A 23,637-nucleotide genomic window follows, 5' to 3' on the forward strand; every position below is an offset into this window, starting at 1 on the left:
GGCAGGGGCGGGGGTTTGGCGACTACACGCCCTTGCCGGGGATCATTGCGAAGCGGGACCGGGAGGCGGCGGTCACGCGGCCTTGTCCAGGTTGACGCGGTCGGGCAGGTCGCGGACGTTGAGCCCTTCGGCGCACATGAGGTCGTTGATCTGCCAGCAGGCTTCGGTGGGCAGGTAGACCGAGCGCAGTCGGACGGGGGTGCGCATGTCGCCGCCGGAGGCGATGGAGACGCCTTTGGGCATGGTGCGGTCGGCGGCGGTGATGTCCAGGTCCCGGCCGTCGGGGAAGAGGTGCAGGAAGTCTTCGATGGTGTCGACGCGGGGGCAGATCCGGGCGGACAGGTTGGTTCGTACGGCGGTGGTGAGGACGTCGGCGGAGGGTTTCTGGGTGAGCAGCCACAGCCGGATGCCGAGCTTGGCGCCCTGGCTGGCGATGGCGAGCAGTTCAACCTCGAAGCATTCGCGGGCTTTGCGGTCGGGGTGGCGGGCGTAGTTCGCCACCCCATCGATCACCACGAGCAGCAGCGGCAGCTCGGGGGCTGAAGTCGGTGATGCGGTCGGTGCGTCCGGACCAGAACAACCGCTCGCGGCGCTGCATCTCCTCGCGGACCCAGCGCAGGATCTCGGTCGGCTCGTCGGGGTGGATCGCGTCGGAGACCTTGTAGGCGGTGCGCCACCAGGGCGCGACGGCAACGGGGTTGGGGTCGATCACGATCAGGCGCACGTCCCGCATCAGGGAGGCGTAGGCGAGCAGGGTGTTGACGGTGATCGACTTGCCGGAGCGGGTGAGGCCGGCGACGAGGGCGTGAGCGGAGTAGGCGAGGTTGAGCACGACGGGGGTGTCGTCTTCGTCCCAGCGGAGCAGCACGTCATCGGTGGAGACGAACTGCCCCGGTCGGCACACCGGGAAGCCGTCCGGCACGAGGAGCGGTGAGCGGATCACCGCCTCCAGTGGCTCACACCGGAACCCCCGGGCGACGATCACTCCGGGCTTGGGCTGGCTGATCCGGATGTTTTCGCCCGAGCTACGGAGCTTGGGGAAACCGATGGAGACTACCTTTACCGGGGAGTCACCAATAATCACTGGAAGCTCGATGAGGCGAAAGCAGGAATCGCCGAGCCCCGCGGTGGACACAGCGACCCTGTTGCGCACTCAGGTGATGACACGGAGAGCGTATTCACGTCGTGGTCACCGGATTTGGATACGGCGCGAGAGTTCGGCGACAGCGGATCTCTGGTGGTGAGAATTCCACGCAGTGCGATCGATCCAAGTCGTATGCGGGTTGCCGGTGACCGGGGACTCGAAGAGCTGGAAGTGCTGATCGAAGGCCGCGTCACAGGCTGTCAGGTGAGCTGTGAATTCGGTCCTTCCAGATGACGGACGCTGAATGACCGTGCTGGCGAGAGGTGTTTTGGATGTCTGGAACCAATGCAGGCGACTTGTTTGTGCGCTATTGCTTGCCGGGGAACAGATATAAAAGACTCCTCTCTGCTAGCTTTATGAGGGCTGATCGTGAGGAAGCCCTTGAGTTCGCTACGGCCATGCTGGACGACAGTCGCAAGGCTTCGTCGGTCGAGTTGGAGCAGCTCTTGGGCGGTGACTGGCGGGGGGCGCTCACGGCGTGCTGGTTCATCGGGTTCGCCCAGAAATATGAATTTCGGGATGAGCTGCACAGCTTTCTCAGGGAAGGGAATGTCAGACGCACAGGAAAAGGTATTGCGTTCGCGCTGGCTCGGTTCTGTCGCCCCTCTGACGCGAGTGCATTGCACCAGTATTTCGGACGCAGTTTGGGCGAGCTACAGAACCGGGCAAATCGGCCGTGGTTCCTCGGTGCGCTGCTGCATATCGAGAGGCGCTTGGGCGCAGTGAATTCGCAGGATCTACTTGCGCCCGACGGGTTGTGGGACCGTTGGTCGGCGGCAGGCTTCCTTGGGAGTGCTGATCCTTCTCACTGGGAGAGGGAAGTGGTGGACTGGATCGCTCTTGCTGAGAGTTTGGACTGATCATCGGTAGGTCATAGCTCCTCCCGGTTCTGGGGGCTTCCTTCGCCGAAGCTATCCGCGATAGCAGAACGAAGCCCCGCCGGGCGCGTCCCGGCGGGGCTTCTGCGTGGGGGACGAGAGTGGATGACGGCAACGCCAGCGGACGGTGGCGCAGGGCGGTGGCTCATCGCCGCCACTGTCGGCCTTGGTGATCGCGGGCCGGCCGAAAGCGGCTGAGGGTGTCGACGGCGTCGCGCTGGAGACGGAGGCGGCCCTTGCGGGTCTGTTCGTACGCCGCACTCCAGGGCCGGTCCTGCCTCCGGCACTTTGATTCCGTATACGTGATGCCCCGGACACGGATACCCGGTGCGCGGAGACCCGCCTAACGTCACCGTCACTCAAAGGCACCACAGAAGGACGAGGAGGCGGTGTCGTGGCCAAGCACTACTTCCAGGTCGATGTTCCCACGTGGAGTGCGGCGCAGCCGGAGCGGCAGGGCAGGCACATCTTCACCGGGAGCGCGGACGACGGGCGGCAGGCCGTGCGGTTGGCGCGGAGGGTGTGTGAGGCGACTCTCGCGGCGCGGGCGGCCGGGGAGCCCCTGCCGCGCAGGAGCCCGGACGGGTGGGGTGCGCGCGGGGTGCGGCCCGGCTGGGAGCTGGACTGGACGGCCGCCACCGTCGTGCCCTGGCGGCACAACAGCCTTCTCTGACAGGGGGTACGGGCGCTACGGGGTCTCTGCGGACGTGCGGAGGAGGTCGCGCCGGGAGAGGGCGCCCGTCTTGCGGATGGCTCGGGCGACATGCTGTTCCACCGTCCGGGGGGACAGGTGCAGGACCACCGCGATCTCGCGGTTCATCAGGCCGCTGGCCGCGAGTTCGGCCACCTCGCGCTCGCGCGGGGAGAGCCGGTCGTCCAGGGCGGGACGGCCCGGCCGCCGGGCCTCCGCGGGCTGGTGGGCCCGGAGCAGGGCGCGGGCCCTGGCGGTGTCGTACACCGCGCCCAGTGCGGTGTACTCGTCGACGCAGTGCCGCAGGGACGCGACGGCGTGTGCGCGGCTCCGGCCGTCACCGGCGGCGCCGTCCGCGCCGTCCGGCTCGCCCGCGTGGTCCTGGGCCGGCCCGCCGTCCGCGTCGGCGCGCTCCGCGTCCTGGGCGAGGGCGCAGCGCGCCGCGCCCTCGGTGGTCAGGGCCCAGGCGTACGGGCGGGGCAGGGCCCGGTAGGCGGCAGCGGCCTTCCGGTACGACCTGACCGCCTCCCGGCGGCGGCCCTCGCACTCCGCCAGCGCGGCCCGGCTCCACGCGGCGGCGGCGTGCGCGGCCGAGGCGTCGTTTCCCTCCAGCCCCTGTTCGAACTCGACGACCATGTGGCGGGCGGCCGCCGTGTCGCCCGTGCGTGCCAGCGCCTCCACCGCCCAGGGGGCCAGTTCCGCCGCCCAGGTCCAGATGCCCTTGTCGGCCACGGCCGCCCAGGCCGACCGCGCCTGGTCCGCGGCGGCCGGAAGATCGTCACGGGCCAGCGCGAGACGGACCAGCGCGCCCGCCGTGGCCGCGGCCAGTGGCATGCGGGTGCACTGGGGCGAGGGCGCCCCCAGGGCGGTCAGCCAGCGCAGTGCCTCCGCCCAGTCGCCCTGGGCGAAGGCGAGCATGCCCCGCACCATGTGCCCGTCCGCCGCCACCACGGGCATGTCGGCCGCCGTCGCGATGAACTGCTCGCACCGCCCGCCCAGTTCGGCCCACTGGCCGGTCCACCAGTCCAGCAGCAGCCGCGTGCCCTGCGCCGTCCGCTCGGCGTACAGGGCACCGGTGCGGGCCGAGAGGTCGAGACTGGCGGCCAGCAGTTCCCGCCCCCACGGGTAGGAGCCCCGCCAGACCGCGGCGTCGGCGGCGTTGCACAGCCCGCGTACGGCCTGCTCCCTGCATCCGGCCGACGGGCTGTCGACGGGCAGCGCCGCCACGAGCTGCCGGGCCTGCGGGTCGCCGCAGACGACGGCCAGCGACGCACGGCTGGCGGCGACGGCGGCCCGTGCGACGTCGTTCCCGCTGTCGCGGGCGAGGCCGGCGGCCCGGCGCAGCCACTCGCGGTGACCCGGCAGCGCCCCCGTCGGCCACTCCGGCATGGCCAGCGCCACCATCGCCCGTGCGGCGAGCGTGGGCCGCACCTCGCTCAACTCCTCGGCCGCTGCTTCCAGTTCGCGTACTCCGGCGGCGAGGTCGCCGATCTGGTTGTACAGCATCAGGCCCAGGTCGAGCCGGAGTTCGCCCCGTACGTCCACGGGCAGGCCGGGGTCCCGGACGACCTGGGTGAGCACGTCCACGGTCTGGTCCGACCGGAGCCCGACGACCGCGCTGCGGGCCAGCAGCGGCGCCAGCCGGGCGCGGTCCACCGGTGAGACCTCCGGCACCGCGAGCGTCCGTTCCAGGAGGCCGATCGCCTCCTGGTGGCGGCCCGACTCCACCGCCGTCCGGGCGGCCTTCTCCACCGCCCTGAGCCAGCTCTTGCGCCGTCCGGCGGCCCTGCGGTGCCGGGCCACCTCGGCCCACGGCGCGGGCCGTCGGCGGGAGAGCACCCGGGACGCCCGCTCGTGCAGTTCCTGGCGGACCGGTCCGGGCACGTGCTCGCGCACGGCCGGGGCGGCGAGGGGTACGGCGAATCCGTAGCGCCCCTCGGCCACCTCCGACAGCGCCGCGCCGGCCAGGGCCGCGAGCAGCGCGTCCCGGCCGCGGGCCTCGTCCAGCCCGGCCACGGCGAGCAGTTCGTCGCGGCCGGCCGGTTCGTCCAGCACTCCTGCGGCCCAGACGACGGGCCGGTCCGCGGCGGCCAGGGCGCCGGTACGGCTCAGTACCAGCTCGGCCAGCCGCACGGGGACACCGGCCGCGTCGACGTCGGCGGCCGTGCACCGGGAGCCCGTGCCCGCGCGGAGAACGGCGAGCAGATCGGTCACGACCTGCGGCACCCCGCCGGAGACCAGGTGCAGCCGGACCACGGCCTCTTGCGTCGCGCGCTCGCCCAGGGTCTCCGAGGCCGCCAGCCGCACCCGTTCCACGTCCCAGGGGCGCAGCCGGTGCCGGAAGGCCGCGAGGCCGGGAGGGTAGGAGACGGCCGGGGTGCCCAGCGGCAGGCCGGTGCCGCCCAACTCCTCGGGCCGGTAGGCCAGTACGGTCGCCAGGCCCTCGCGGGGCCGCTCCGCGGCGCGGCGCAGCCACTGCCGCTCGTCCGGTGTCGCCCGGTGCACGTCGTCCACCAGGAGCAGGGCGGGTCCGTCGGCGGTGTCCGGAGGTTCCTCCGCCGCGCCGCACCGCCACCGGATCCGACGGGCCCCAGCGGCCTCCGGGAGAGCGTCCAGCTCGTGCAGGACATGGCTCTTGCCCATGCCCGCGGGGCCTTCCACGAGGACGAGGACCGAGCCGCTGCCCGCGAGCGCCAGACGCAACGGGGCGAGCCAGAGGGACCGTTGGGCAGCGGTCATGTCATCGACCATCGCTTTCGATCGGCCCGGCCGGCGGGGCACGGAGGCCCGCCCCGTGGCAAGAGGAGTTCCGGCGGCTCCTGCCGGGATCCGGCCCCAGCGTACGGACCCCGGTCAGCATGCGTACAGACGGGTCCGGGGCGCTACGGATACGCAAGAAACACCTCGTGGTGGCGGTCCGGCCACCGCCGAGGGCGGGCGGTGCGCGGAGCGTGCGTACCGCAGACACCTTCAAATCCGGCAGAAGCTACGGAAGTTCGCGCGGAGCGGTCGCCCGCGCGTCTGCCCGGAGATGGGGGAGACCGGCGGTGGCGCACCGTCCACTCGGCTGTCATGTGCGCTTCATTTCCCGCGTATCCGTAAATCCCGCGCCCGGATGGAAGGCAAATCGCTCCGCGCCCTAGGGTTCCGGCCGAGCACGAACCCCGCCTCCGGCTCTCGGCGCCTGTCCGGGTCCGTGGCGGGGCCGCAACTCCCCACACCCCTGCGGAGCTTCGGAGCCACCATGCGGGCGAACCCCGCGCCGTCCGCGGCGCGCGGGGGCGCCCGGCCCGCTGCCGTACCCGGAAGACGTACGCCGAGGACGTACCCCGAAGACGTACGCCGAGGACGTACCCCGAAGACGTACGCCGAGGACGTACGTCCCCGGGAGGCCGACGCGGCGGCGGTGGACCCCAGGTCCGGGGGCCCGTCCGGGCCCCACCCCCCACCACACCCGAAAGGACGTGTGTGCCCATGAGGGCCAGCGATCCCCAGCCCCCCACCCCCGGGACAGCGGTGAGAAACCGCCGCCGGGCCGCCCTGGCCGCGGCCGTCGCCGCGACCTCCCTGCTCGTCGGCGCGAGCGGCATGGCCCAGGCCGCCACCCCGGCCGCGCGGGCCGAGGCGGCCCCCGCCGTCGCGCAGTACACCAACCTGAACTTCAACGAGCTGGTGCAGGAGCAGGACCAGTGGTGCTGGGCCGCCACCGGCCTGAGCATCGCCCAGTACAAGGGCTACGGGCGCAACGTCAGCCAGAACAGCTTCTGCCTCGCCTCCCGCGGCTACTCCAGCGGCTACTGCCCCAACCAGGCCGCCGAACTGTCCACCGTCCAGCGCGGCTGGCGCGCCCTCGGCCTGAGCGCGGGCACGGAGGTGAACGGCCGTGTCAGCTTCGCCACCGTACAGAGCGAGATAAACGCCGACCGGCCCATCGAGACCGGCGTGTACTGGACCGCCGGCGGCGGCCACGCGCGCGTGATCTACGGCTACGACGCGTCGGCCGGCACCATCCTCTTCAGCGACCCCTGGCCCAGCAACCAGCGCTACCAGGAGATGTACTACAACTCCTACATCAGCAACTCCCAGTTCTACTGGGGCGGTTCCGTCTACCGGGTCGGGGCGTGATCAGCATGAGGAAGAACACCCGCCGTGCACTGACGGCCACCACCTCGCTCGCCGCCGGCGCGGGCGTGAGCCTCGGACTGTTCCTCGGCACCGGCTCCGCGCACGCCGCCGACCTGTCCGTACCGGCCCCGAAGGCGCCCGCCGCCACCGACCTCGCCCAGGCCGCGCACGCGGCGGACACCGCGCAGGCACGGGAGATGGCCGGCCGCTTCTTCGTCCACCTCGACCAGCGCGCCCGCCACCTGCCCGTGGACCAGGCCGCCCGCGCCGACATCACCGCGCAGGCCGCGGCCAAGTCGCCCGAGGCGGCGGGCGACGCGGTCCCGGTCTACTCGCTGAGCGCCGACTTCGTCACCGGCAAGGCGGGCAGCGCACCGGCCCAGGTCGCCTACCTGGCCGTGAAGTCCGTCTCCGCCGACGGCCGTCAGGCCACCGCCCGCGTCGAGCCGCAGCAGCACGGCTACGCCGTCGTCGGCATGGCCCAGGGCACCGACGAGATCGGCTACGCCGCCAAGGCCAAGGACGGCTACGCCTTCACCGAACCGCAGCTCAACGCCTGGTACCGGGTCAGCGGCCAACAGGTCCTGCCGCTCAACGAGTCCGCCCGCCAGTCGGTCGGCGAACACGGCACCACCCTCACCGCCTACCAGCACCTCGTGCACCAGCGCTACGCCGACAAGCTCGCCGGCTCCGCCTACCAGAAGTCCCACAAGTACGGCGGCGTCACCCCCGCCACGGGAACCGTCTCCCTCGCCGACACCACCCCGCGCGCTCTGCTGGCGGGCGGCGGCGGTGCGGTCGCGGCGGGCGCCGGCGCCCTCCTGATCACCCTGGTCACGCGCCGCCGGGACACGACGGCCTGACCCGCGGCTGCCGGTGCCCCGTGCCGCTTCCCGGGCACGGGGGCACGGGGCACCGGCAGTGGCTCGACGGGCTCGCCACCGGGCGGGAATCCCGCGTACGGTGGCCGCGTGGCGAACGGAGACCTGCGGCGGCTTCTGCCCCGCCTGCGCCGCCTGGCCTCCCTGACGCAAGAAGAGCTGGCCGAGCGCTCCGGCGTGTCCGTCGAGGTGATCCGCCAGTTGGAACAGGGGCGGAAGCACTCGGCTCGCCTGCCCACGCTGCACGCGCTGGCGAACGGGCTCGGCGTGGAGCTGACCACGCTTCTGGGCGATCCTCCTGCCGTCTCCTCGACCGGGGAGAACGACGGACCGCGCTTCGTGGCGGTGCGTCGCGCCGTCATGCCGGTGCTCGGGGGCCCGGCCCCCGCGCCGCCGGGGCCCGGCTTCTCCGCGGCCCGCCTGCGCGAGCGGATCGCGGAGGGCTGGACGCGGTACCACTCCGCCGAGTTCGACACGGTGATGGAGGCGCTGCCCGACCTGATCGCGGACGCGCGCTCCGCCGCGGCCTCGGGCGACGAGGGGGAGCGCGGGGCCGGTTTCGCGGCGCTGGGCAAGGCGCTTCAGCTCGCCGGACATGTCGCCGTACGGATGGGGAAGACAGATCTGGCCCTCATCGGTCTGGAACGCGCGACGGACGCCGCCGGGCAGTCCTCCGATCCATTGCTTCCGGCGATGATCGCCAACTCCATGGCGTGGACCTACCAGCGGCAGGGGCGCCTCGAGGACGCGCTGAGCGTTGCGCTGCGCGCGGCCGATGACCTGGCGGGCGCGGGCCGTACCGACTCGGCCGACGGCCTGAAGGTGTGGGGCGGGCTGACCATGAGCGCCGCCACGTCGGCCGCGCGCAGCGGCGACTACGAGCGTGCGGCGATGATGATGGAGACGGCGGAGAAGGAGGCCGTACGGGTCGCCGAGCTCCCCGACGGCGGGGACAACCGCATGGTCAGTGTCTTCAGCCCGTCATCGGTCCGTATCGAACGTGTCCGGCTCGCCGTGCAGTACGGGCATCCGCAGGACGCCCTGGCCCTGGCCAAGGGGATGCGGCTCAGCAAGGACACACCGCCGTCCTGGCGGACCTGGCTCCTGCTGGACGTGGCACGAGCGCACACGGACATCGGGGACGCGGCCGGAGCGGTCAAGACCCTGGAGTCCCTGCGCCGGGTGGCACCGACGTGGATGCGGCACCACACCCTGGCCGTGGCCATCGTGCGGGACCTCTGGGCTCTGCCCGACCACCCGCCGGGGCTGCGTCCGTTGGCGGAGTTCCTGGGGGTCAGTGCCTAGCGTGGCGAAAGTGGGACGTTCCGCCCCTGTCGGCGTCCCCTGCGTGTCGGTTCCATGAACGGACAGCGCTCCGGCGGCCGCTCGCCCGGCCCCGGGGCTCGCCTGACCCGAGGAAGCAGAACGACATGCCCCGACTTGCGACGCAGGCCCGCCCGACTGGACACCCTGGCTACAGCGAAACTTTGCCGCGTGAGCCCGAGAGCGCCAGCACCGCGCGACGTCTCCTGCACACCGCCCTCTCCTGCTGGGGCCTGGACGAGTTGGCCGAGGACGGAGCGCTGGTCGTGACGGAACTGGTCGCCAACGCGGTCCGGCACGCCCGGCGGAAATCCATCCGCGTCATGGTGGAGCGCACAGCTGTGCGGACGGTCCGGGTGGCCGTCGTGGACTTCTCTCGCGATCTTCCCGCGCTTTGCCCACCGGGGGACGAGGCGGAGGGCGGCCGCGGCCTGCTCCTGGTGTCGGCGCTGGCTGCGGACTGGGGCACGGACGAGCGCCGCTGGGGAAAGATCGTGTGGGCCGACCTGGAGGGACGCCGGTGACCGGCGACGAGAGTCCCGTACGCAGTACGGCCCGAGCCCACCTGTCGCAGCTGATCGAGATGTTCGGCACCGACGGGTGTCTGCGGATCCACACGGCGTCCGCGCCCGATGGGGGCAGTGCCGATCAGATCGCCGTCTCCGACAGCAGCCGGGCGGAAGACGACGGGCAACTCTGAAAGGAGGCGGACGGGGTCCGGGCCCGCCGCCTCGCGTTCCGGCGCTTCACCGGGCTCACGTTCCGGGTGTTCCGAGCGTCTCCGCAGCACGCGCCGTATCCGCTCGTGGTGCGGCCAGCCGGTTCCGGTCGCGCAGGCGAAGGCTGATCAGCGCGGTGGCGGTGAAGACGGCGGCCTCGTAGAGCATGGCGTGCCGGAAGGCGGCTCCCGGGTCGGCGGCGGGGGCGAAGTAGACGAGTCCCGCCGCGGCCACCCCGATCGACCCGCCCAGTTGCTGAGCCGTGGGCAACAGCCCGGACACGGAACCGGCCGCGGAGCCGTCCACCCTCGCCAGCACCAGAGCGAACACCGAGGCGGTGAACGAGCCGAACGCGGCGCCGCCGAGAGCCTGGACCGGCAACGCCGCCCAGCGTCCGGCCGCCGTGCCGATGAGCGGCCCGAGAGCCAGGGCCGTGCCCGCCAGGATCAGCGCCGAGGCCGTGAGCACGGCCGGCCCGTGTCGGCGGGCCAGGGCGGGTGCGCCACGGCTGCCGAGCACGGCCGCGGCCGCGAAGGGAGCCGACGTCAGCGCTGCCGTGAGGGCGGGATACCCGAGGGCTGATTGCAGATGGAGGAAGAGCAGATATGTGAAGGACGGCACCCCGGTGTTGAACACGAACACCAGGAGAACGCCCGCACGCGCCCTCCGGTCGCGGAACAGCGAGGGATCCACCAGGGGATCGGGCCGGTGCGGGAGGGTCAGGGCGAAGCAGCCGAGCACGGCAGCGGAAACGGCCGGAGCGGCCCATGTCCACCAGGGCCAGCCGGTCTCCCCTCCCAGCGCGAGCGGCAGCACCAGCGCACCGAAGCCCACGGTGGTCAGCGACACGCCCACCCCGTCCACGCGCTGTCCGGCCGCGCCTCGCGTGCGAGGCAGTACGGTCGCGCCCGCGAGCGAGACGAGTGCCACCGGCACCGTGACCAGGAACACCGAGCGCCAGCCGAGGCCGAAGAGGTCGGCGCCGACGAGGAGTCCGCCGATCAGCGGCCCGGCCAGCGACGCCACTCCCATCGTGGCACCGAACAGGCCGAGGGCCCGTGGGCGCCGGGCAGCGGGGACGGTGACCTGGATGATCGACAGAACCTGCGGGGCGACCAGGCCGCTGCCCGCGCCCTGGACCAGCCGGGCCGCGATGAGGAACGCGGCGTCGGGAGCACACGCGGCGGCTGCCGAACCGGCCGTGAAGACCACGGTGCCCAGCATGAACAGCCGACGGTAGCCGTACCGGTCACCGAGGCGCGCGGCCGTGATGAGCAAGCAGGCGTAGGTCAGGGTGTACCCGGCCAGTATCAGCTGCACGGCACCTGAGCCGGCCCCCAGGTCGGCCTGGATCGCGGGGGCGGCGATCTGCGCGATGGTGACGTTGAGCAACTGCACGAATGTCGCGCACAGCACGACCGGCAGGACGAGCCGCCCGCCGTCACCGGCCGCGAGCCGGCCCGCGCTCGGAAACGGGGCCCCCTTCACGGGCCGATACCGGCTCACGAGGCGAGGGCCGCGGCGAGCTCGCCCGGCCGGGCTGCGAACGGGCTGTGGCTGCCGGGCAGGGTGCGCACAGTGAACGGGCTGGCGGGGAAGGCGCGGTCGGCCTCCGCGATCATCAGGTCCTGCGCGGCCGGTGCCAGCGCCCGGTCCTCGGCACAGCGCAGGAAAGTCCGTGGAATGCGTCCCCACCGTGCCGCGGTCAGGGTGACCGGCGCCGTCGGGATGGCCAGGGGCAGATCAGGGCTCAGCGCGGACCGCCACCGGTCGAAGCGGTCCCGCGGGGTGTCGTGGTAGTGGGTCTCCCGCAGTTCGGCCAGGTAGGCGGGATCCGGTGACAGCGGATTGATCCGTACGGCGCCCAGGGCCTCGGGGTCGCCGATGTTCAGGTTCCGGCCCAGCGCGGTGGCGTTCTCGGGTGAGCCCAGGTAGTCGAGGAACCGCGGCCGCCCGCCCGGGACGAACGCGGACAGGTAGACGATCCGGTCCACCAGCTCGGGCGCCCGCTCCGCGGCCAGGGACGCGGGACCGCCCCCCGCGCTGTGCGCGACGAGCACGACAGTGCGACGGTGACGCACCTGGCGCAGCACACTCAGTACCGCCTCGGCGCAGTCGTCCATCGTCAGGGAGGCGAGCCGTGACCTCTCGGTCAGCAGACCCGGCTGACCGGGCCGCAGGTATCCGCTGGGCAGGGGCGCGTCGAAGCCGTGCCCCGGCATGTCGACGGCCAGGCTCGCGGCGCCCAGTCCTGCCAGCGCGCGCTGCGTCGCCGCCCACTGCCCGGAGCTGTGCCAGGCGCCGTGCAAGAAGACGAAGACGGTGTCGGTGAGGGATACGTTCTTCATGGCTCCATTCCAGACGGCAGCCACCGCGCCATCCATTGATAGATCTGGTAAGTGGCATGGCGATATCTTTGAGGTCTTGTCGGCACTCGATCGGGCTAATCGGTCCAATCAAGCCAATCGGACTTATTGGATCGACGGGGCCGAGCGGACGGAGGGCGGGTCATGGAAGCGCGACACCTGCGGTACGCGGTCGCTCTCGCCGAGCACGAACACTTCGGGCGGGCGGCCGGTGCGCTGGGCATCGCGCAGCCGCCGCTCTCCAAGCAGATCGCCGACCTGGAACGCGAGGTCGGGGCCCGGCTGTTCGACCGCACACGGCAGGGGGTGTTCCCGACCGCCGCCGGTGAGGCGTTCCTCGCGCGGGCGCGCCGGGCGCTCGACGAGATCGCGGCGGCCACGGTCGACGCGGGCCGGGCCGCGCGCGGCGAGACGGGACGGCTGCGCCTCGGCTTCGTCGCCTCGGCACTGCTCGACCCGCTGCCGGGCGTCCTGAGCCGGTTCGGCCGTGAACGGCCCGACGCGAGACTGGAACTGCACGAGATGGCGACCAGCCGCAGCAGCTCGGCTCTCGTCGCCGGAGAGCTCGACGCGGCCTTCACCCTCGGCCCGCCACGGGGTGCCGGAGCCGAGCATCTCGTGTCCGTCCCGGTCGGACACGACCATGTGACCGCCGTGGTGAGTACGGCGCACCCGTATGCGGGTCAACGCTCGGTGAGTGCCGACCAGTTGCGGCGCCAGCCGCTGATCGTGTCGGCCGGTGAGGACGAGCCCGCCGTGGTCGCCGGACTGCGCGCCCTGCTGGGCACGGACTCATCGGCTCTCGGCGGCGCGACCGTCGCGAGGGACGTGCACACCATCATCGGCCTCGCCGCCTCGGGCGTGGGCGTCGGCCTGGGGCCGTCCCGCATGAGGGCGGTCCCGCGTCCGGGAGTGCGGTTCTGTGAAGTGACCCCGCGCACGCCGCTGCCCGATCTCGTCCTGTCCTTCGCGGCCCGCGATCACTCCCCGGTGCTGCACGCCTTCCTCGACACCATCCGGAAGAACTGCCCCGACGTCGGCGCCGCGCTCGACGACCGGCTCCGCCCTCACATGTGATGCGGGCCGGTCGCCGGTGAGCGTGACGGCGAGTGGTGTTCCGTGGCGGTCGGACGGCATGCCGCCTCCTGGGCGGCCATGACCTCGTCGCCGTGTTCGAAGGCCCAGGCGCCGAAGGCGCCGATGGGGGTGAGCAGGGTCCGGCCGAGGGGCGTGAGGCCGTACTCGACCGCGGAGGGGGTGTCAGGGGGCGTACGGCGGGTCACCAGGCCGTTGTACCGCAGCCGCCGCAGCGTCTCGGTGAGGACCTTGGAGCTGATGCCTCCGATGCGCTCGCGGAGTTCGACGGGGCGTCGGGGGCCGTCGCGCAGCGCCCAGAGCACCACTGGGTTCCAGGTGTTGGCGAGCAGGTCGAAGGCGAGGCGGGCACGGCAGTCCGCGAGGAAGGCGTCGGTCGTCGTCACTTACCACATGGTGCCCGAACCGCCCTCTAGCGTCGTTGCGGACGGTCGGAACGGGCACGGAGAGGGACCGCGTGATGAGGATCGGTGTACTGGGCACGGGCAACATGGCCGACGCGCTCGCCACCCACTGGGTGCGGGCCGGGCACGAGGTGACCATCGGGGGACGGGACACGGGCAGGGCCGAGCGGCTCGCGGCGCGCGTCGGGGGCGGCGCGAGGCCCGCGGGGCTGCGTACGGCGGCCGGTTCCGGGCAGGACGTGGTGCTGGCCGCGCTGCCCTTCGGCGCGGGGGAAGAGGTGGTGCGGGAGCTGCGCTCGGTTCTGGCGGGCACGGTGCTGCTGGACTGCTCCAACCCCATCGGGGAGGGGTTCCGGCTGCTCACCGGGGGAGGGCCGTCGGCGGCGGAGCGCCTTGCGGCGGCGGCGCCCGGAGCCCGTGTGGTCAAGGCGTTCAACCTCTGCCACGAGGACGTGTGGCGTATGCGGCCGCCCGTCTTCGGCGGACGGCCACTGGCCGTGCCCCTCTGCGGCGACGACGAGACGGCCCTCACGCGGGTACGGGAGCTGGTGCGGGACGTGGGCTGCGAACCCCTGGCGGGCGGCGGCCTCGAACGGGCGGGGCTGCTGGAGGCGACCGCCGCGCTGTTCATCTCCCTGTGGGTCGGGGAAGGGGCGGACGCACAGGCCATCGCGCCTCCGCTGGCCCACGCGGCCGGGGCGGCGGCGGGCGTCCGTACGGCCTGAACGCGCGCCATTCGCGCGGGGGTCGGCCCGAGCGTCGAGGGGCTGTGCGGGGCGGAGTCGGGGCGGCGCACCGCCCCCTCCGGGACCGGCCCGCGCACGCTCCGCTCGTCCGGTGGTGGACGACCCCTTGACTGCGCCCCCGGGTGGGCCGACACTCCAGTGAGGAACCCTAGTGAACAGGTAGGGAATCATGAGGCGCCTTGAGTCGGTGACCGGCCGTGCGAGCCGTACGCCCCGGCCCTCGCCCCTGCTCACCTCGCGCCGCCACATCGACCTGCTGCGCGTGTGCAGCGCCATGAGCCTCATGCGCCGCGCCACGAGCCCGTCGTCGCTGTCCGGCTGAACCGCGCCCGAACCGACCGAGCCGACCGGGCACCCCGCGCTCGTACCGTCCTACGGCTTCGTGCCGTCCGGCGGTCTCCCGCGACCGGCCGGACGCGGTCCCGGCTCGGCTCGGCCCGGCCCGGCCCCCGCCACGTCCGGGGCGGGGGCCGGGCTCAGACCGCCCGCCGCCCGGCCGCCCGCCCCCTGCCGTCAGCCGCTCCGCCACCCACCGCCTCCGCCACCGCTGCGCGTGCGTCCGCGCGTGCCCGTACCCGGGGAGACCCATGTCCGTCACACCGCAGACCGCCGCCCACCTCACCGGCCCCCGCGGCGCCTCCGTCCCCGCCTTCCGGGGCCGGATCGGGCGCGACGCGCGCAGCGGCCACTACGCCGTGCCCGGCCGCTACCGGCTCCATCTGTCCACCGCCTGTCCGCAAGGGCTGGGTGTCGCCGTCGTGCACGGCCTGCTGGGCATCGGGGAGAGCTGTCCGGTGACGGTCCTGCCCGCGGTGCCGGACGGCCCGGACGGCGGTCACGCGGTCCTGCGCCCGCTGTACGAGGCGAGCGCGCACCGCCACCCGGGACCGGCGCTCGCTCCGGTGCTCAGCGACGACTGGTCGGGACGGATCGTCAGCACCCACGCCCCCGACATCGCCCGTGACCTGGACCGGTACTTCGGCGACGGCCGGGCGGCCCTGTACCCGAGCGCGGAGGAGGCCGCGATCGAGGCCGTGGAGCGGCTGTGCGCCCAGGAGGTGGAGGAGGCCGCCCAGCGCGCCGGGGAGGCGGACGCCGCCCCCGCCCACCGGGCCGAGGCGCTCGGTGTGCTGCTCGGTGCGCTGGACGTGCTGGAGCGCCGGCTGACCGACCGGGACCATGTGGCGGGCCACGGGCTCACCGGCGCCGACGTGACGCTGTGGGTCACCCTCGTCCAGCTCGACCTCGTGCACCGCCACCACCTCGACGCCCGCGCGGTGCACCGTATCGCCGACCACCCGGCCCTGTGGGACCACGCCCGCCGCCTCACCGCGCTCCCGGCCTTCGGCGCCGCCCTCGACCCGGCCGGCATCGCCCGCCGCCACCGGGCCCACTGCCGGGGCCTGGAGGCCGCGGGCGCGGCCGTCCAGATCCTGGACTGGGCCGCCCACGCGGACGGCACCCACCGGGTCCACCGGCCCTGAGCCGTCCCACCGGCCGTCCCACGGGCCGTCACATCGGCGTTCCCGCAAGGCGTCATGCCGGCGGTCCCACAGGCTGCCGGTCGGCCGTCCCACCGGCTGTTCCACCGACCGTTCCACCGGCCGTTCCACGTGACGGACCGGCGTTGACTTTCGGACGGACAACTGACTTACTTACGGCCCGGAATGGTCACGGATGCGGCACACGCGCCCACCCGTGCCCCGGACCGGACGCCCCGGACGCCCCGGACGCGAGGCCCAGCGACAAGCAACAGGCACAGACGACAAGCGACAGGTGACGGACATGCACGCAGCTCCCCGGACGGCCACAGGCCGCGTCCGAGGCTGCGTACCGGCCTCCGCGTCGTCCTCCCCGCCGGTCTCCGCCCAGCGTCTGGTGGCCGACCGCGCCGTCGATCTGCTGCGCGTCAGCAGCGCACTGTGTACCGCGTGTACCGCGCCGGGCCGTGCCCGCCGCCGGGCCTGACGACCCTCTCCGGTCTCCGGCCCACGGCCCCCGGCCCGCTTCTTCGCCCCGTGCCGAACACCGCTGCCGCGGTGATCCGTTGCCCCCGCCCTGACGCCAGCCGTGCGCCGCCGTGCGCCGCGCCGCCCGCACCGCGGTCCCCGAGACACCGTGGTGCGCCGCCGCGGCCCCGAGCGAATGCCGTCGTGGCCAGGGGCGTCCGACCTCGCCGGAGCCCACCATGAGTGAACCCCCTGGCGCCGCCGTGTCCCTCGCCGAGGCACCGCCGGCCGCCGCCCCCTCGCCCACGCCCCCCACCGCCCTGCGGGTGCGCCCCTCGCGCCGCCCCGGCCGGTGGATCGCCACCGCCGTCGTCCTGGTGCTGATCGCCCAGTTCGCACACGGACTGGCCACCAACCCGTTCTACCAGTGGGACCGCTTCGGCTACTGGTTCCTGCGGCCCACCATCCTCGACGGCCTCCTGGTCACCCTGGAGGTCACCGCGCTCAGCGCCGTACTGGGCCTGCTCGGCGGCATCGTCCTGGCGCTCGCCCGGCTCTCCCGCAGCCCGGTGCTGCGCGCGGTGAGCTGGACCTATGTGTGGGCGCTGCGGTCCGTGCCGCTGATCGTGGTGCTGATCTTCCTCTACAACTTCTCCGCCCTGTACCAGACGCTCAGCGTCGGCATCCCCTTCGGCCCGGCCTTCTTCCGCTTCGACGAGTCCCGGCTCGCCACCGACATGGCCGTCGCCGTCCTCGGACTCAGCCTCAACGAGGCGGCGTACGCGGCCGAGGTGGTCCGCGGCGGCGTGCTCTCCGTCGCCCAGGGCCAGCACGAGGCCGCCGCCGCCCTCGGTCTGCCCCGGCTCCGCCGGTTTTGGCGGATCGTCCTGCCGCAGGCCCTGCGCTCCATCGTCCCGAACTACGTCAACCAGCTGATCGGCCTGGTCAAGAGCACCTCCCTGGTCTTCTACGTGTCCCTGCTCGACCTGTTCGGCTCCGCGCAGACCATGGGCTCCACCTACCCCGGCGACATCGTGCCGCTGCTGCTCGTGGTCACCGCCTGGTACCTGATCCTCACCAGCGTCGTCTCCGCCGCCCAGTTCTACGTGGAGCGCCACTACGCCCGCGGCGCCCTGCGCGCCCTGCCGCCGACCCCGCTCCAGCGGTTGCGCGCCCACTCCACCGGCCTGCGCGAACGCCTCCGCAAGGAAGCCGCCGTATGACCGCCGAGGGCCCCGCGGCCCCGCACCCGTCAAAGTCGCCCCCGGAGCCGAAGCCGAACCCTCCCGCCGCCGTCGCCTCCACCGCCGCCTCCACCCCGACAAGGACAGCCGCCATGACCACCTCCCGTCACCGTCTCCCCGTCCGGACCCTGCGCGGGCTCGCCGCCGGCACCGCGTCCGCCGCCCTCGCGCTCTCCCTCGCCGGCTGCGGCGGCGACAGTGAGGCCGCCACCACCACCGAGGGCGCCGCGGGCAAGGTCACCGTGGGGCGGCTGTCCAACGGCGCCGCCCGGCAGACCGTCCTCGACGTGCCCGAGGTCAAGTCCCTCAACGCCGAACTGCCCGCCGCCGTACGCAAGAGAGGCACGCTCGTCATCGCGGTCGGCGCGCTGCCCGCGGGGTCGCCGCCGCTGGAGTACGTCGGCGGCGACCAGAAGACCCTCACCGGCTCCGAACCCGACCTCGGCCGGCTGGTGGCCGCGGTGCTCGGCCTGCGGCCCGAGGTGAAGAACTTCACCTGGGAGAACATGTTCGTCGGCATCGACAGCGGCAAGGCCGACGTGGCCTTCTCCAACGTCACGGACACCGAGGAACGCAAGAAGAAGTACGAGTTCGCCTCCTACCGGCGCGACAACCTCGCCTTCGAGGTGCCGAAGAAGAGCACGTGGACGTTCGGCGGCGACTACCGCGCCCTCGCCGGGAAGACCGTGGCCGTGGGTTCCGGCACCAACCAGGAGAAGATCCTGCTGGAGTGGCAGGCCCGGCTCGCCGGAGAGGGCAAGCGGCTCACCGTCAAGCACTACCAGGACAGCAACAGCACCTACCTGGCCCTGGCGAGCGGCCGGATCGACGCCTACTTCGGCCCCAACCCCGGGGTCTCCTACCACGTCACGCAGAGCGCGAAGACGCCCCACGCCACCCGCAGCGCGGGCACCTTCTCCGGTGCCGGGGCGCGCCTCCAGGGCCTGATCGCGGCGACCGCGAAGAAGGACAGCGGCCTCGCCAAGCCGCTGGCCGACGCCGTCAACCACCTGATCGACAACGGGCAGTACGCCCGCTGGCTGGCCGCCTGGAACCTCTCCGACGAGGCCGTGGCGAAGTCCGAGACCAACCCGCCCGGCCTGCCCCTCGACAACTCCTGACCCCGGCCGGAGCGTCGCGCACCGCACGCGGCCCGGAGCCGCCGCCCCACCCTCCAGAAAGGCACCCCGCATGCCCACGACACCGCCTCCGCCCGCGCACCCCGGCGAACTCCACCTCGCCGTGGCCCTCGACGGCACCGGCTGGCACCCCGCCTCCTGGCGGGAGCCGGTCTCCCGGCCCCAGGATCTGTTCACCGCCCGCTACTGGGCCGACCTCGTCACCGAGGCCGAGCACGGCCTGCTCGACCTCGTGACCTTCGAGGACGGCCTGGGCCAGCAGTCCTCACGCTTCGGTGAGCCGGACGGCCGCACCGACCAGGTCCGCGGACGCCTGGACGCCGTACTCATCGCCTCCCGCGTCGCACCCCTTACCCAGCACATAGGTCTGGTCCCGACCGTAGTGGCCACCCACACGGAGCCGTTCCATATATCCAAGGCGATCGCGACGCTCGACCATGTGAGCGGCGGCAGGGCCGGGCTGCGCGTGCAGATCACGCCCCGCCCGCACGAGGCCGCCCACTTCGGTCGCCGCACCTTCCCGCCGATCACCCTGGAGAGCCTGCGCAGCCCGGCCGGGCAGGAGCGGATCTCCGAGCTGTTCGACGAGGCCGCCGACCACACCGAGGTCGTCCGCCGGCTCTGGGACAGCTGGGAGGACGACGCCGAGATCCGCGACGTCGCCACCGGCCGCTTCATCGACCGCGGCAAACTGCACTACATCGACTTCGAGGGCCGCTTCTTCAGCGTCAAGGGCCCCTCCATCACCCCGCGCCCGCCGCAGGGCCAGCCGATCGTCAGCGCCCTCGCCCACCAGACGGTCCCGTACCGGCTCGTCGCCCGCCAGGCCGACATCGGCTACGTCACCCCGCGCGACGCCGCCGACGCCCGCGCGATCGTCACCGAGATCCGCGCCGAACAGCGCGCCGCGGGCCGCGCGGACCAGCCGCTGCACGTCTTCGGCGACCTCGTGGTCCTCCTGGACGACGACCCGGACCGGGCAACGGCCCGCAAGGAACGCCTCGACACCCTCGACGGCGCCGAGTACACCAGCGACGCCCGGATCTTCACCGGCACCGCCGCACAACTGGCCGATCTGCTGGAGGAGCTGGCCACCGGCGGCCTCACCGGCTTCCGGCTGCGCCCGGCCGTCCTCGGGCACGACCTGCCCCGCATCACCCGGGACCTCGTCCCCGAACTCCAGCGCCGCGGCCGCTTCCGCCGCTCCTACGAGGGCGGCACCCTGCGCGGGCACCTGGGCCTGGCCCGCCCCGCCAACCGCTACGCCACCGCCGCCACCGTCTGAGCCGGAGGAACCGCACGCCATGAGCAAGCCGCACAAGCAGATCCACCTGGCCGCCCACTTCCCCGGCGTCAACAACACCACCGTGTGGAGCGACCCGGCCGCCGGCAGCCACATCGACTTCAGCTCCTTCGCCCACTTCGCGCGGACCGCCGAACGCGCCAAGTTCGACTTCCTGTTCCTCGCCGAGGGACTGCGCCTGCGCGAACAGGGCGGCAAGATCTACGACCTGGACGTCGTCGGCCGCCCCGACACCTTCACGGTCCTCGCCGCGCTGGCCGCCGTCACCGACCGCCTCGGCCTGACCGGCACCATCAACTCCACCTTCAACGAGCCCTACGAGGTGGCCCGCCAGTTCGCCAGCCTCGACCACCTCTCCGCGGGCCGCTCCGCCTGGAACGTCGTCACCTCCTGGGACGCCTTCACCGGGGAGAACTTCCGGCGCGGCGGCTTCCTCCCGCAGCACGAACGCTACTCGCGCGCCGAGGAGTTCCTGGCCACCGCGAACGAACTCTTCGACTCCTGGCACGGCGACGAGATCGTCGCCGACCCGGTCACCGGCACCTTCCTGCGGGACGCCACGGCCGGTGCCTTCGTCCACCAGGGGCAGCACTTCGACATCCACGGCCAGTTCGACGTGCCCCGCTCACCCCAGGGCCGACCGGTGATCTTCCAGGCCGGTGACTCCGAGGAGGGCCGCGAGTTCGCCGCGTCCGGCGCCGACGCCATCTTCAGCCGGTACGCCACCCTGGCCGAGGGACGGTCCTTCTACCAGGACGTCAAGGGCCGCCTGGCCAAGTACGGCCGCCGCCGCGACCAGTTGCTCATCCTGCCCGCCGCCACCTTCGTGCTCGGCGACACCGACGCCGAGGCCGAGGAACTGGCCCGCGAGGTCCGCAGGCAGCAGGTCAGCGGCGCCACCGCCCTCAAGCACCTGGAGTTCGTCTGGAACCGCGATCTGTCCGCGTACGACCCGGACGGCCCGCTGCCCGACCTCGACCCCGACACCGGCGGGGACCACATCGCGCGCGGCCGGGCCCAGGTGCGCATGTACCGGGACCCGCTGGCCACCGCCCGTGAGTGGCGCGAACTGGCCGCCGCCAACGGCTGGTCCATCCGCGACCTGGTCATCAACACCGGCAACCGGCAGACCTTCGTCGGCGCCCCCGCGACCGTCGCCCGCACCCTCGACGAGTTCGTCCAGACCGACGCCTGCGACGGCTTCATCCTCGTGCCGCACATCACCCCCGGCGGCCTCGACCCGTTCGCCGACAAGGTCGTGCCGCTCCTCCAGGAGAAGGGCGTCTTCCGCGCCGACTACGAGGGCACCACCCTGCGCGACCACCTCGGCCTCGCCCACCCGGACCACGCGAGAGAAGAGCGGGTGGCGTCGTGAAGTTCCTCGCCATCACCCTGATCGTGCACCGCCCGGACCCGGTCACCGGCGTCCTCAAGTCCACCCACGACCGCTTCCGCGAGGTCCTGGACAACGCCGTGCTCGCCGAGGAACTCGGCTTCGACGGCTTCGGCGTGGGGGAGCGGCACGAGCGGCCGTTCCTCTCCTCCGCGCCCACCGTGGTCCTCGGCCACCTCGCCGCGCTCACCCGGCGGATCCGGCTCTTCACCGCCGTCACCACCCTCAGCCTGCTCGACCCGGTCCGCGCCTACGAGGACTACGCGACCCTGGACCACCTGGCCGAGGGCCGGCTCGACCTCATCATCGGCAAGGGCAACGGCTCCGCCCAGCGCGACCTGTTCCAGGTCACGCCCGAGGACCAGTGGGACCGCAACGCCGAGAGCTACGAGGTGTTCCGCACCCTGTGGCGGCAGGACAAGGTCACCGCCGACACCCGCTTCCGGCCCCCGCTGAAGGACGCCGAGGTGTGGCCGCGCCCCTACCAGCGGCCCGTCCGCGTCTGGCACGGCAGCGCCACCAGCAAGGAGAGCGTCGACCTGGCCGCCCGCTACGGCGACCCGCTGTTCTCCGCCAACGTCACCCACCCCATCGAGCCCTACGCCGAACTCGTCCGCCACTACCGCGAACGCTGGGAGCACCACGGCCACGACCCGGCGGACATCGCCGTCGGCGCGGGCTCGGCGGGCCTGTACGTCGCCCGCACCACCCAGGAGGCGCTGGCCGCCTACCGGCCGGTGTTCGAGAGCAACCTCGCCTTCCAGCAGCGCACCGGCCTGCCCGTCGTCTTCGGGACGCTGGAGGACTTCGCCGCCCGCTCCTCGGCGCTCATCGGCAGCCCCCAGCAGGTCATCGACAAGGTGCACCGCTACCACGAGCGGTTCGGGCACACCGTGCAGCACGTCCAGGCCGACGCGGGCGGACTCACCGACACCCAGCACCGCGACTCGCTCGAACTGTTCCAGAGCGAGGTCGCGCCCGTCCTGCGCCGGAGCATCCCCGACCCGCCCTTCCCCTGGGCGCCGTCCGGTGCCCGGCAGAAGTCCCGGCCCGTACCCGCCGACCACTGAGGAGCCCACCCGTGTCCCTCGGCACCCCCCTCGGCGTCCTCGACCTGGTCCCCGTACCCTCCGGGGCCACCGCGTCCGACGCCCTGCGCAACTCCCTCGACCTCGTCCGGCAGACCGAACGCCTCGGCTACACCCGCTACTGGTTCGCCGAACACCACCTCAACCCCGGCGTGGCGGGCACCTCGCCCGCCGTCCTGCTCGCGCTGACGGCCGCCGCCACCTCCACCATCCGGCTCGGCTCCGGCGCCGTCCAGCTCGGCCACCGCACCGCCCTGTCCACGGTCGAGGAGTTCGGGCTGCTCGACGCCCTGCACCCCGGCCGCCTCGACCTGGGCCTCGGCCGCTCCGGCGGACGCCCCGCGCCCGCACCGGACACCCCGGCACCGGACGCCACCCCCGTCGTCGACGGCCGCGCCCCGGGCGGCCTGCTCGTCCCGCGCCGCTTCTCCTTCGAGTCGCTGCTCGGCTCGCCCCGCATCGCCCTGCAACGCAACCTGCTGCTGCTCCCCGGCGCCGAACCCCAGGAGTACCCCGACCAGCTCGACGACATCCTCGCCCTGCTGGCCGGGACCTACCGCTCGGCGGACGGCGTCGAGGCGCACGCGGTGCCCGGCGAGGGCGCCGACCTCCAGGTGTGGATCCTGGGCAGCAGCGGCGGACCGAGCGCCCGGGAGGCGGGCGCGCGCGGACTGCGCTTCGCGGCGAACTACCACGTCAGCCCGGCCACCGTACTGGAGGCCGTGGACGGCTACCGGGCCGCCTTCCAGCCCTCCGACGTCCTCGACAAGCCCTACGTCAGCGTCTCCGCCGACGTCGTCGTCGCCGAGGACGACGCCACCGCCCGCCACCTCGCCGCCGGCTACGGGCCCTGGGTGCGCAGCATCCGCACCGCCGAGGGCGCCATCGCCTACCCCGCCCCCGAGGAGGCCCGCGCCCTGCCCTGGACCGAGGAGGACGAGGACCTGGTGCGCGACCGCGTCGACACCCGGTTCGTGGGCACCCCGGCCCACGTCGCCGACCGGCTCGAACAGCTCCGCGACGCCACCGGCGCCGACGAACTCCTCGTCACGACCATCACCCACGACCACGGCGCCCGCGTACGGTCCTACGAGCTGCTGGCCCGGGAGTGGAGCCGCAGATCCGGCTGAGGCCCCCGGCCACCGGGGC

23 protein-coding genes are annotated in these 23,637 nt (G+C 73.2%); 17 read left to right on the forward strand and 6 right to left on the reverse strand.

The annotated features are described in order from the left end of the window. Positions 1-72: 72 nt before the first annotated feature. Both A8713_RS28030 and A8713_RS28035 read right to left on the reverse strand, forming a co-directional pair. On the reverse strand, positions 73-501 hold the full coding sequence (locus A8713_RS28030) for a hypothetical protein (protein WP_064536456.1): 429 nt from the start codon (positions 499-501) through the stop codon (positions 73-75). Continuing rightward, positions 446-1,153 (reverse strand): FtsK/SpoIIIE domain-containing protein, encoded by a 708-nt coding sequence (locus A8713_RS28035; protein WP_079159163.1) that lies wholly within the window; start codon positions 1,151-1,153, stop codon positions 446-448. The genes A8713_RS28030 and A8713_RS28035 overlap by 56 nt, the downstream gene beginning before the upstream one ends. Before the next feature lie 263 nt (positions 1,154-1,416). Between A8713_RS28035 and A8713_RS28040 the strand changes: the two genes are divergently transcribed. Further along, positions 1,417-2,004, forward strand: a complete 588-nt coding sequence (locus A8713_RS28040; RefSeq protein ID WP_257784421.1) for a DUF6000 family protein — start codon at positions 1,417-1,419, stop codon at positions 2,002-2,004. A 412-nt stretch (positions 2,005-2,416) separates the two neighbouring features. After that, entirely contained in the window at positions 2,417-2,695 is a 279-nt protein-coding gene (locus A8713_RS28045) for a hypothetical protein (RefSeq protein WP_064536459.1), read from the forward strand. Between the two features lie 15 nt (positions 2,696-2,710). Here A8713_RS28045 and A8713_RS28050 read toward each other — a convergent pair whose 3' ends face one another. Beyond that, positions 2,711-5,452: a helix-turn-helix transcriptional regulator gene (locus A8713_RS28050; RefSeq protein WP_237305470.1), complete on the reverse strand. Its 2,742-nt coding sequence runs from the start codon at positions 5,450-5,452 to the stop codon at positions 2,711-2,713. Positions 5,453-6,187: 735 nt separating this feature from the next. Here A8713_RS28050 and A8713_RS28055 point away from each other — a divergent pair. The 5 genes from A8713_RS28055 to A8713_RS28075 all read left to right on the forward strand — a co-directional run bounded on the left by A8713_RS28055 (position 6,188) and on the right by A8713_RS28075 (position 9,742). Further along, positions 6,188-6,838: a papain-like cysteine protease family protein gene (locus tag A8713_RS28055; RefSeq protein WP_064536461.1), complete on the forward strand. Its 651-nt coding sequence runs from the start codon at positions 6,188-6,190 to the stop codon at positions 6,836-6,838. 5 nt (positions 6,839-6,843) lie between these two features. Next, positions 6,844-7,701 (forward strand): hypothetical protein, encoded by an 858-nt coding sequence (locus A8713_RS28060; protein WP_064537761.1) that lies wholly within the window; start codon positions 6,844-6,846, stop codon positions 7,699-7,701. A 108-nt stretch (positions 7,702-7,809) separates the two neighbouring features. Next, positions 7,810-9,024, forward strand: coding sequence for a helix-turn-helix transcriptional regulator (locus A8713_RS28065; protein WP_064536462.1), 1,215 nt, complete (start codon positions 7,810-7,812; stop codon positions 9,022-9,024). Between the two features lie 125 nt (positions 9,025-9,149). After that, positions 9,150-9,566, forward strand: coding sequence for an ATP-binding protein (locus A8713_RS28070; protein WP_064536463.1), 417 nt, complete (start codon positions 9,150-9,152; stop codon positions 9,564-9,566). After that, complete coding sequence (locus tag A8713_RS28075; protein ID WP_064536464.1) at positions 9,563-9,742, forward strand: hypothetical protein; 180 nt, start codon at positions 9,563-9,565, stop codon at positions 9,740-9,742. Before A8713_RS28070 ends, A8713_RS28075 begins: the two co-directional genes overlap by 4 nt. Before the next feature lie 55 nt (positions 9,743-9,797). On the opposite strand, the gene A8713_RS28080 is transcribed toward A8713_RS28075, so the two are convergent. Beyond that, the gene (locus A8713_RS28080) at positions 9,798-11,249 is read right to left on the reverse strand and encodes an MFS transporter (RefSeq protein ID WP_064536465.1); all 1,452 of its coding nucleotides are present in this window, start codon (positions 11,247-11,249) and stop codon (positions 9,798-9,800) included. Between the two features lie 14 nt (positions 11,250-11,263). Continuing rightward, on the reverse strand, positions 11,264-12,109 hold the full coding sequence (locus A8713_RS28085; protein ID WP_064536466.1) for an alpha/beta hydrolase: 846 nt from the start codon (positions 12,107-12,109) through the stop codon (positions 11,264-11,266). 162 nt (positions 12,110-12,271) lie between these two features. Here A8713_RS28085 and A8713_RS28090 point away from each other — a divergent pair, with 162 nt between their 5' ends. Next, on the forward strand, positions 12,272-13,204 hold the full coding sequence (locus A8713_RS28090) for a LysR family transcriptional regulator (RefSeq protein WP_064536467.1): 933 nt from the start codon (positions 12,272-12,274) through the stop codon (positions 13,202-13,204). Here the strand turns inward: A8713_RS28090 and A8713_RS28095 are convergent. Next, on the reverse strand, positions 13,195-13,608 hold the full coding sequence (locus tag A8713_RS28095) for a winged helix-turn-helix transcriptional regulator (RefSeq protein ID WP_064536468.1): 414 nt from the start codon (positions 13,606-13,608) through the stop codon (positions 13,195-13,197). The genes A8713_RS28090 and A8713_RS28095 overlap by 10 nt on opposite strands. Positions 13,609-13,682: 74 nt before the next feature. On the opposite strand from A8713_RS28095, the gene A8713_RS28100 reads away from it, so the two are divergent. The 9 genes from A8713_RS28100 (at position 13,683) to A8713_RS28135 (ending at position 23,618) form a co-directional block, all read left to right on the forward strand. Then, positions 13,683-14,351 carry an NADPH-dependent F420 reductase gene (locus tag A8713_RS28100; RefSeq protein ID WP_064536469.1) on the forward strand — a complete coding sequence of 223 codons (669 nt, stop codon included), beginning with the start codon at positions 13,683-13,685 and terminating at the stop codon, positions 14,349-14,351. A 190-nt stretch (positions 14,352-14,541) separates the two neighbouring features. Continuing rightward, a complete protein-coding gene (locus A8713_RS33885; protein WP_173860919.1) occupies positions 14,542-14,694 on the forward strand; it encodes a putative leader peptide in 153 nt (50 codons plus the stop codon). A 265-nt stretch (positions 14,695-14,959) separates the two neighbouring features. Continuing rightward, positions 14,960-15,856, forward strand: a complete 897-nt coding sequence (locus tag A8713_RS28105; protein WP_064536470.1) for a glutathione S-transferase C-terminal domain-containing protein — start codon at positions 14,960-14,962, stop codon at positions 15,854-15,856. Positions 15,857-16,560: 704 nt separating this feature from the next. Beyond that, positions 16,561-17,544 (forward strand): amino acid ABC transporter permease, encoded by a 984-nt coding sequence (locus tag A8713_RS28110; protein WP_064536471.1) that lies wholly within the window; start codon positions 16,561-16,563, stop codon positions 17,542-17,544. Positions 17,545-17,657: 113 nt separating this feature from the next. Next, entirely contained in the window at positions 17,658-18,686 is a 1,029-nt protein-coding gene (locus A8713_RS28115) for an ABC transporter substrate-binding protein (protein ID WP_064536472.1), read from the forward strand. A gap of 70 nt (positions 18,687-18,756) precedes the next feature. Continuing rightward, positions 18,757-19,989 (forward strand): LLM class flavin-dependent oxidoreductase, encoded by a 1,233-nt coding sequence (locus A8713_RS28120; protein WP_064536473.1) that lies wholly within the window; start codon positions 18,757-18,759, stop codon positions 19,987-19,989. Positions 19,990-20,008: 19 nt separating this feature from the next. Then, positions 20,009-21,382 (forward strand): NtaA/DmoA family FMN-dependent monooxygenase, encoded by a 1,374-nt coding sequence (locus tag A8713_RS28125; protein WP_064536474.1) that lies wholly within the window; start codon positions 20,009-20,011, stop codon positions 21,380-21,382. Further along, on the forward strand, positions 21,379-22,470 hold the full coding sequence (locus tag A8713_RS28130) for an LLM class flavin-dependent oxidoreductase (protein WP_064536475.1): 1,092 nt from the start codon (positions 21,379-21,381) through the stop codon (positions 22,468-22,470). The genes A8713_RS28125 and A8713_RS28130 overlap by 4 nt, the downstream gene beginning before the upstream one ends. 11 nt (positions 22,471-22,481) lie before the next feature. After that, a complete protein-coding gene (locus A8713_RS28135; protein ID WP_064536476.1) occupies positions 22,482-23,618 on the forward strand; it encodes an LLM class flavin-dependent oxidoreductase in 1,137 nt (378 codons plus the stop codon). Positions 23,619-23,637: the final 19 nt, after the last annotated feature.

This window comes from Streptomyces sp. SAT1 (genome assembly GCF_001654495.1).
GTDB lineage: Bacteria > Actinomycetota > Actinomycetes > Streptomycetales > Streptomycetaceae > Streptomyces > Streptomyces andamanensis.

Excerpts from the sequence above, each read along its gene's own strand:
- A8713_RS28085 (WP_064536466.1), bottom strand. The coding sequence starts at position 12,109 with ATGAAGAACGTATCCCTCACCGACACCGTCTTCGTCTTCTTGCACGGC.
- A8713_RS28110 (WP_064536471.1), top strand. The coding sequence starts at position 16,561 with ATGAGTGAACCCCCTGGCGCCGCCGTGTCCCTCGCCGAGGCACCGCCG.
- A8713_RS33885 (WP_173860919.1), top strand. The coding sequence starts at position 14,542 with ATGAGGCGCCTTGAGTCGGTGACCGGCCGTGCGAGCCGTACGCCCCGG.
- A8713_RS28055 (WP_064536461.1), top strand. The coding sequence starts at position 6,188 with ATGAGGGCCAGCGATCCCCAGCCCCCCACCCCCGGGACAGCGGTGAGA.
- A8713_RS28120 (WP_064536473.1), top strand. The coding sequence starts at position 18,757 with ATGCCCACGACACCGCCTCCGCCCGCGCACCCCGGCGAACTCCACCTC.
- A8713_RS28100 (WP_064536469.1), top strand. The coding sequence starts at position 13,683 with ATGAGGATCGGTGTACTGGGCACGGGCAACATGGCCGACGCGCTCGCC.
- A8713_RS28115 (WP_064536472.1), top strand. The coding sequence starts at position 17,658 with ATGACCACCTCCCGTCACCGTCTCCCCGTCCGGACCCTGCGCGGGCTC.
- A8713_RS28060 (WP_064537761.1), top strand. The coding sequence starts at position 6,844 with ATGAGGAAGAACACCCGCCGTGCACTGACGGCCACCACCTCGCTCGCC.
- A8713_RS28040 (WP_257784421.1), top strand. The coding sequence starts at position 1,417 with ATGTCTGGAACCAATGCAGGCGACTTGTTTGTGCGCTATTGCTTGCCG.
- A8713_RS28105 (WP_064536470.1), top strand. The coding sequence starts at position 14,960 with ATGTCCGTCACACCGCAGACCGCCGCCCACCTCACCGGCCCCCGCGGC.
- A8713_RS28125 (WP_064536474.1), top strand. The coding sequence starts at position 20,009 with ATGAGCAAGCCGCACAAGCAGATCCACCTGGCCGCCCACTTCCCCGGC.
- A8713_RS28050 (WP_237305470.1), bottom strand. The coding sequence starts at position 5,452 with ATGACCGCTGCCCAACGGTCCCTCTGGCTCGCCCCGTTGCGTCTGGCG.
- A8713_RS28090 (WP_064536467.1), top strand. The coding sequence starts at position 12,272 with ATGGAAGCGCGACACCTGCGGTACGCGGTCGCTCTCGCCGAGCACGAA.
- A8713_RS28070 (WP_064536463.1), top strand. The coding sequence starts at position 9,150 with ATGCCCCGACTTGCGACGCAGGCCCGCCCGACTGGACACCCTGGCTAC.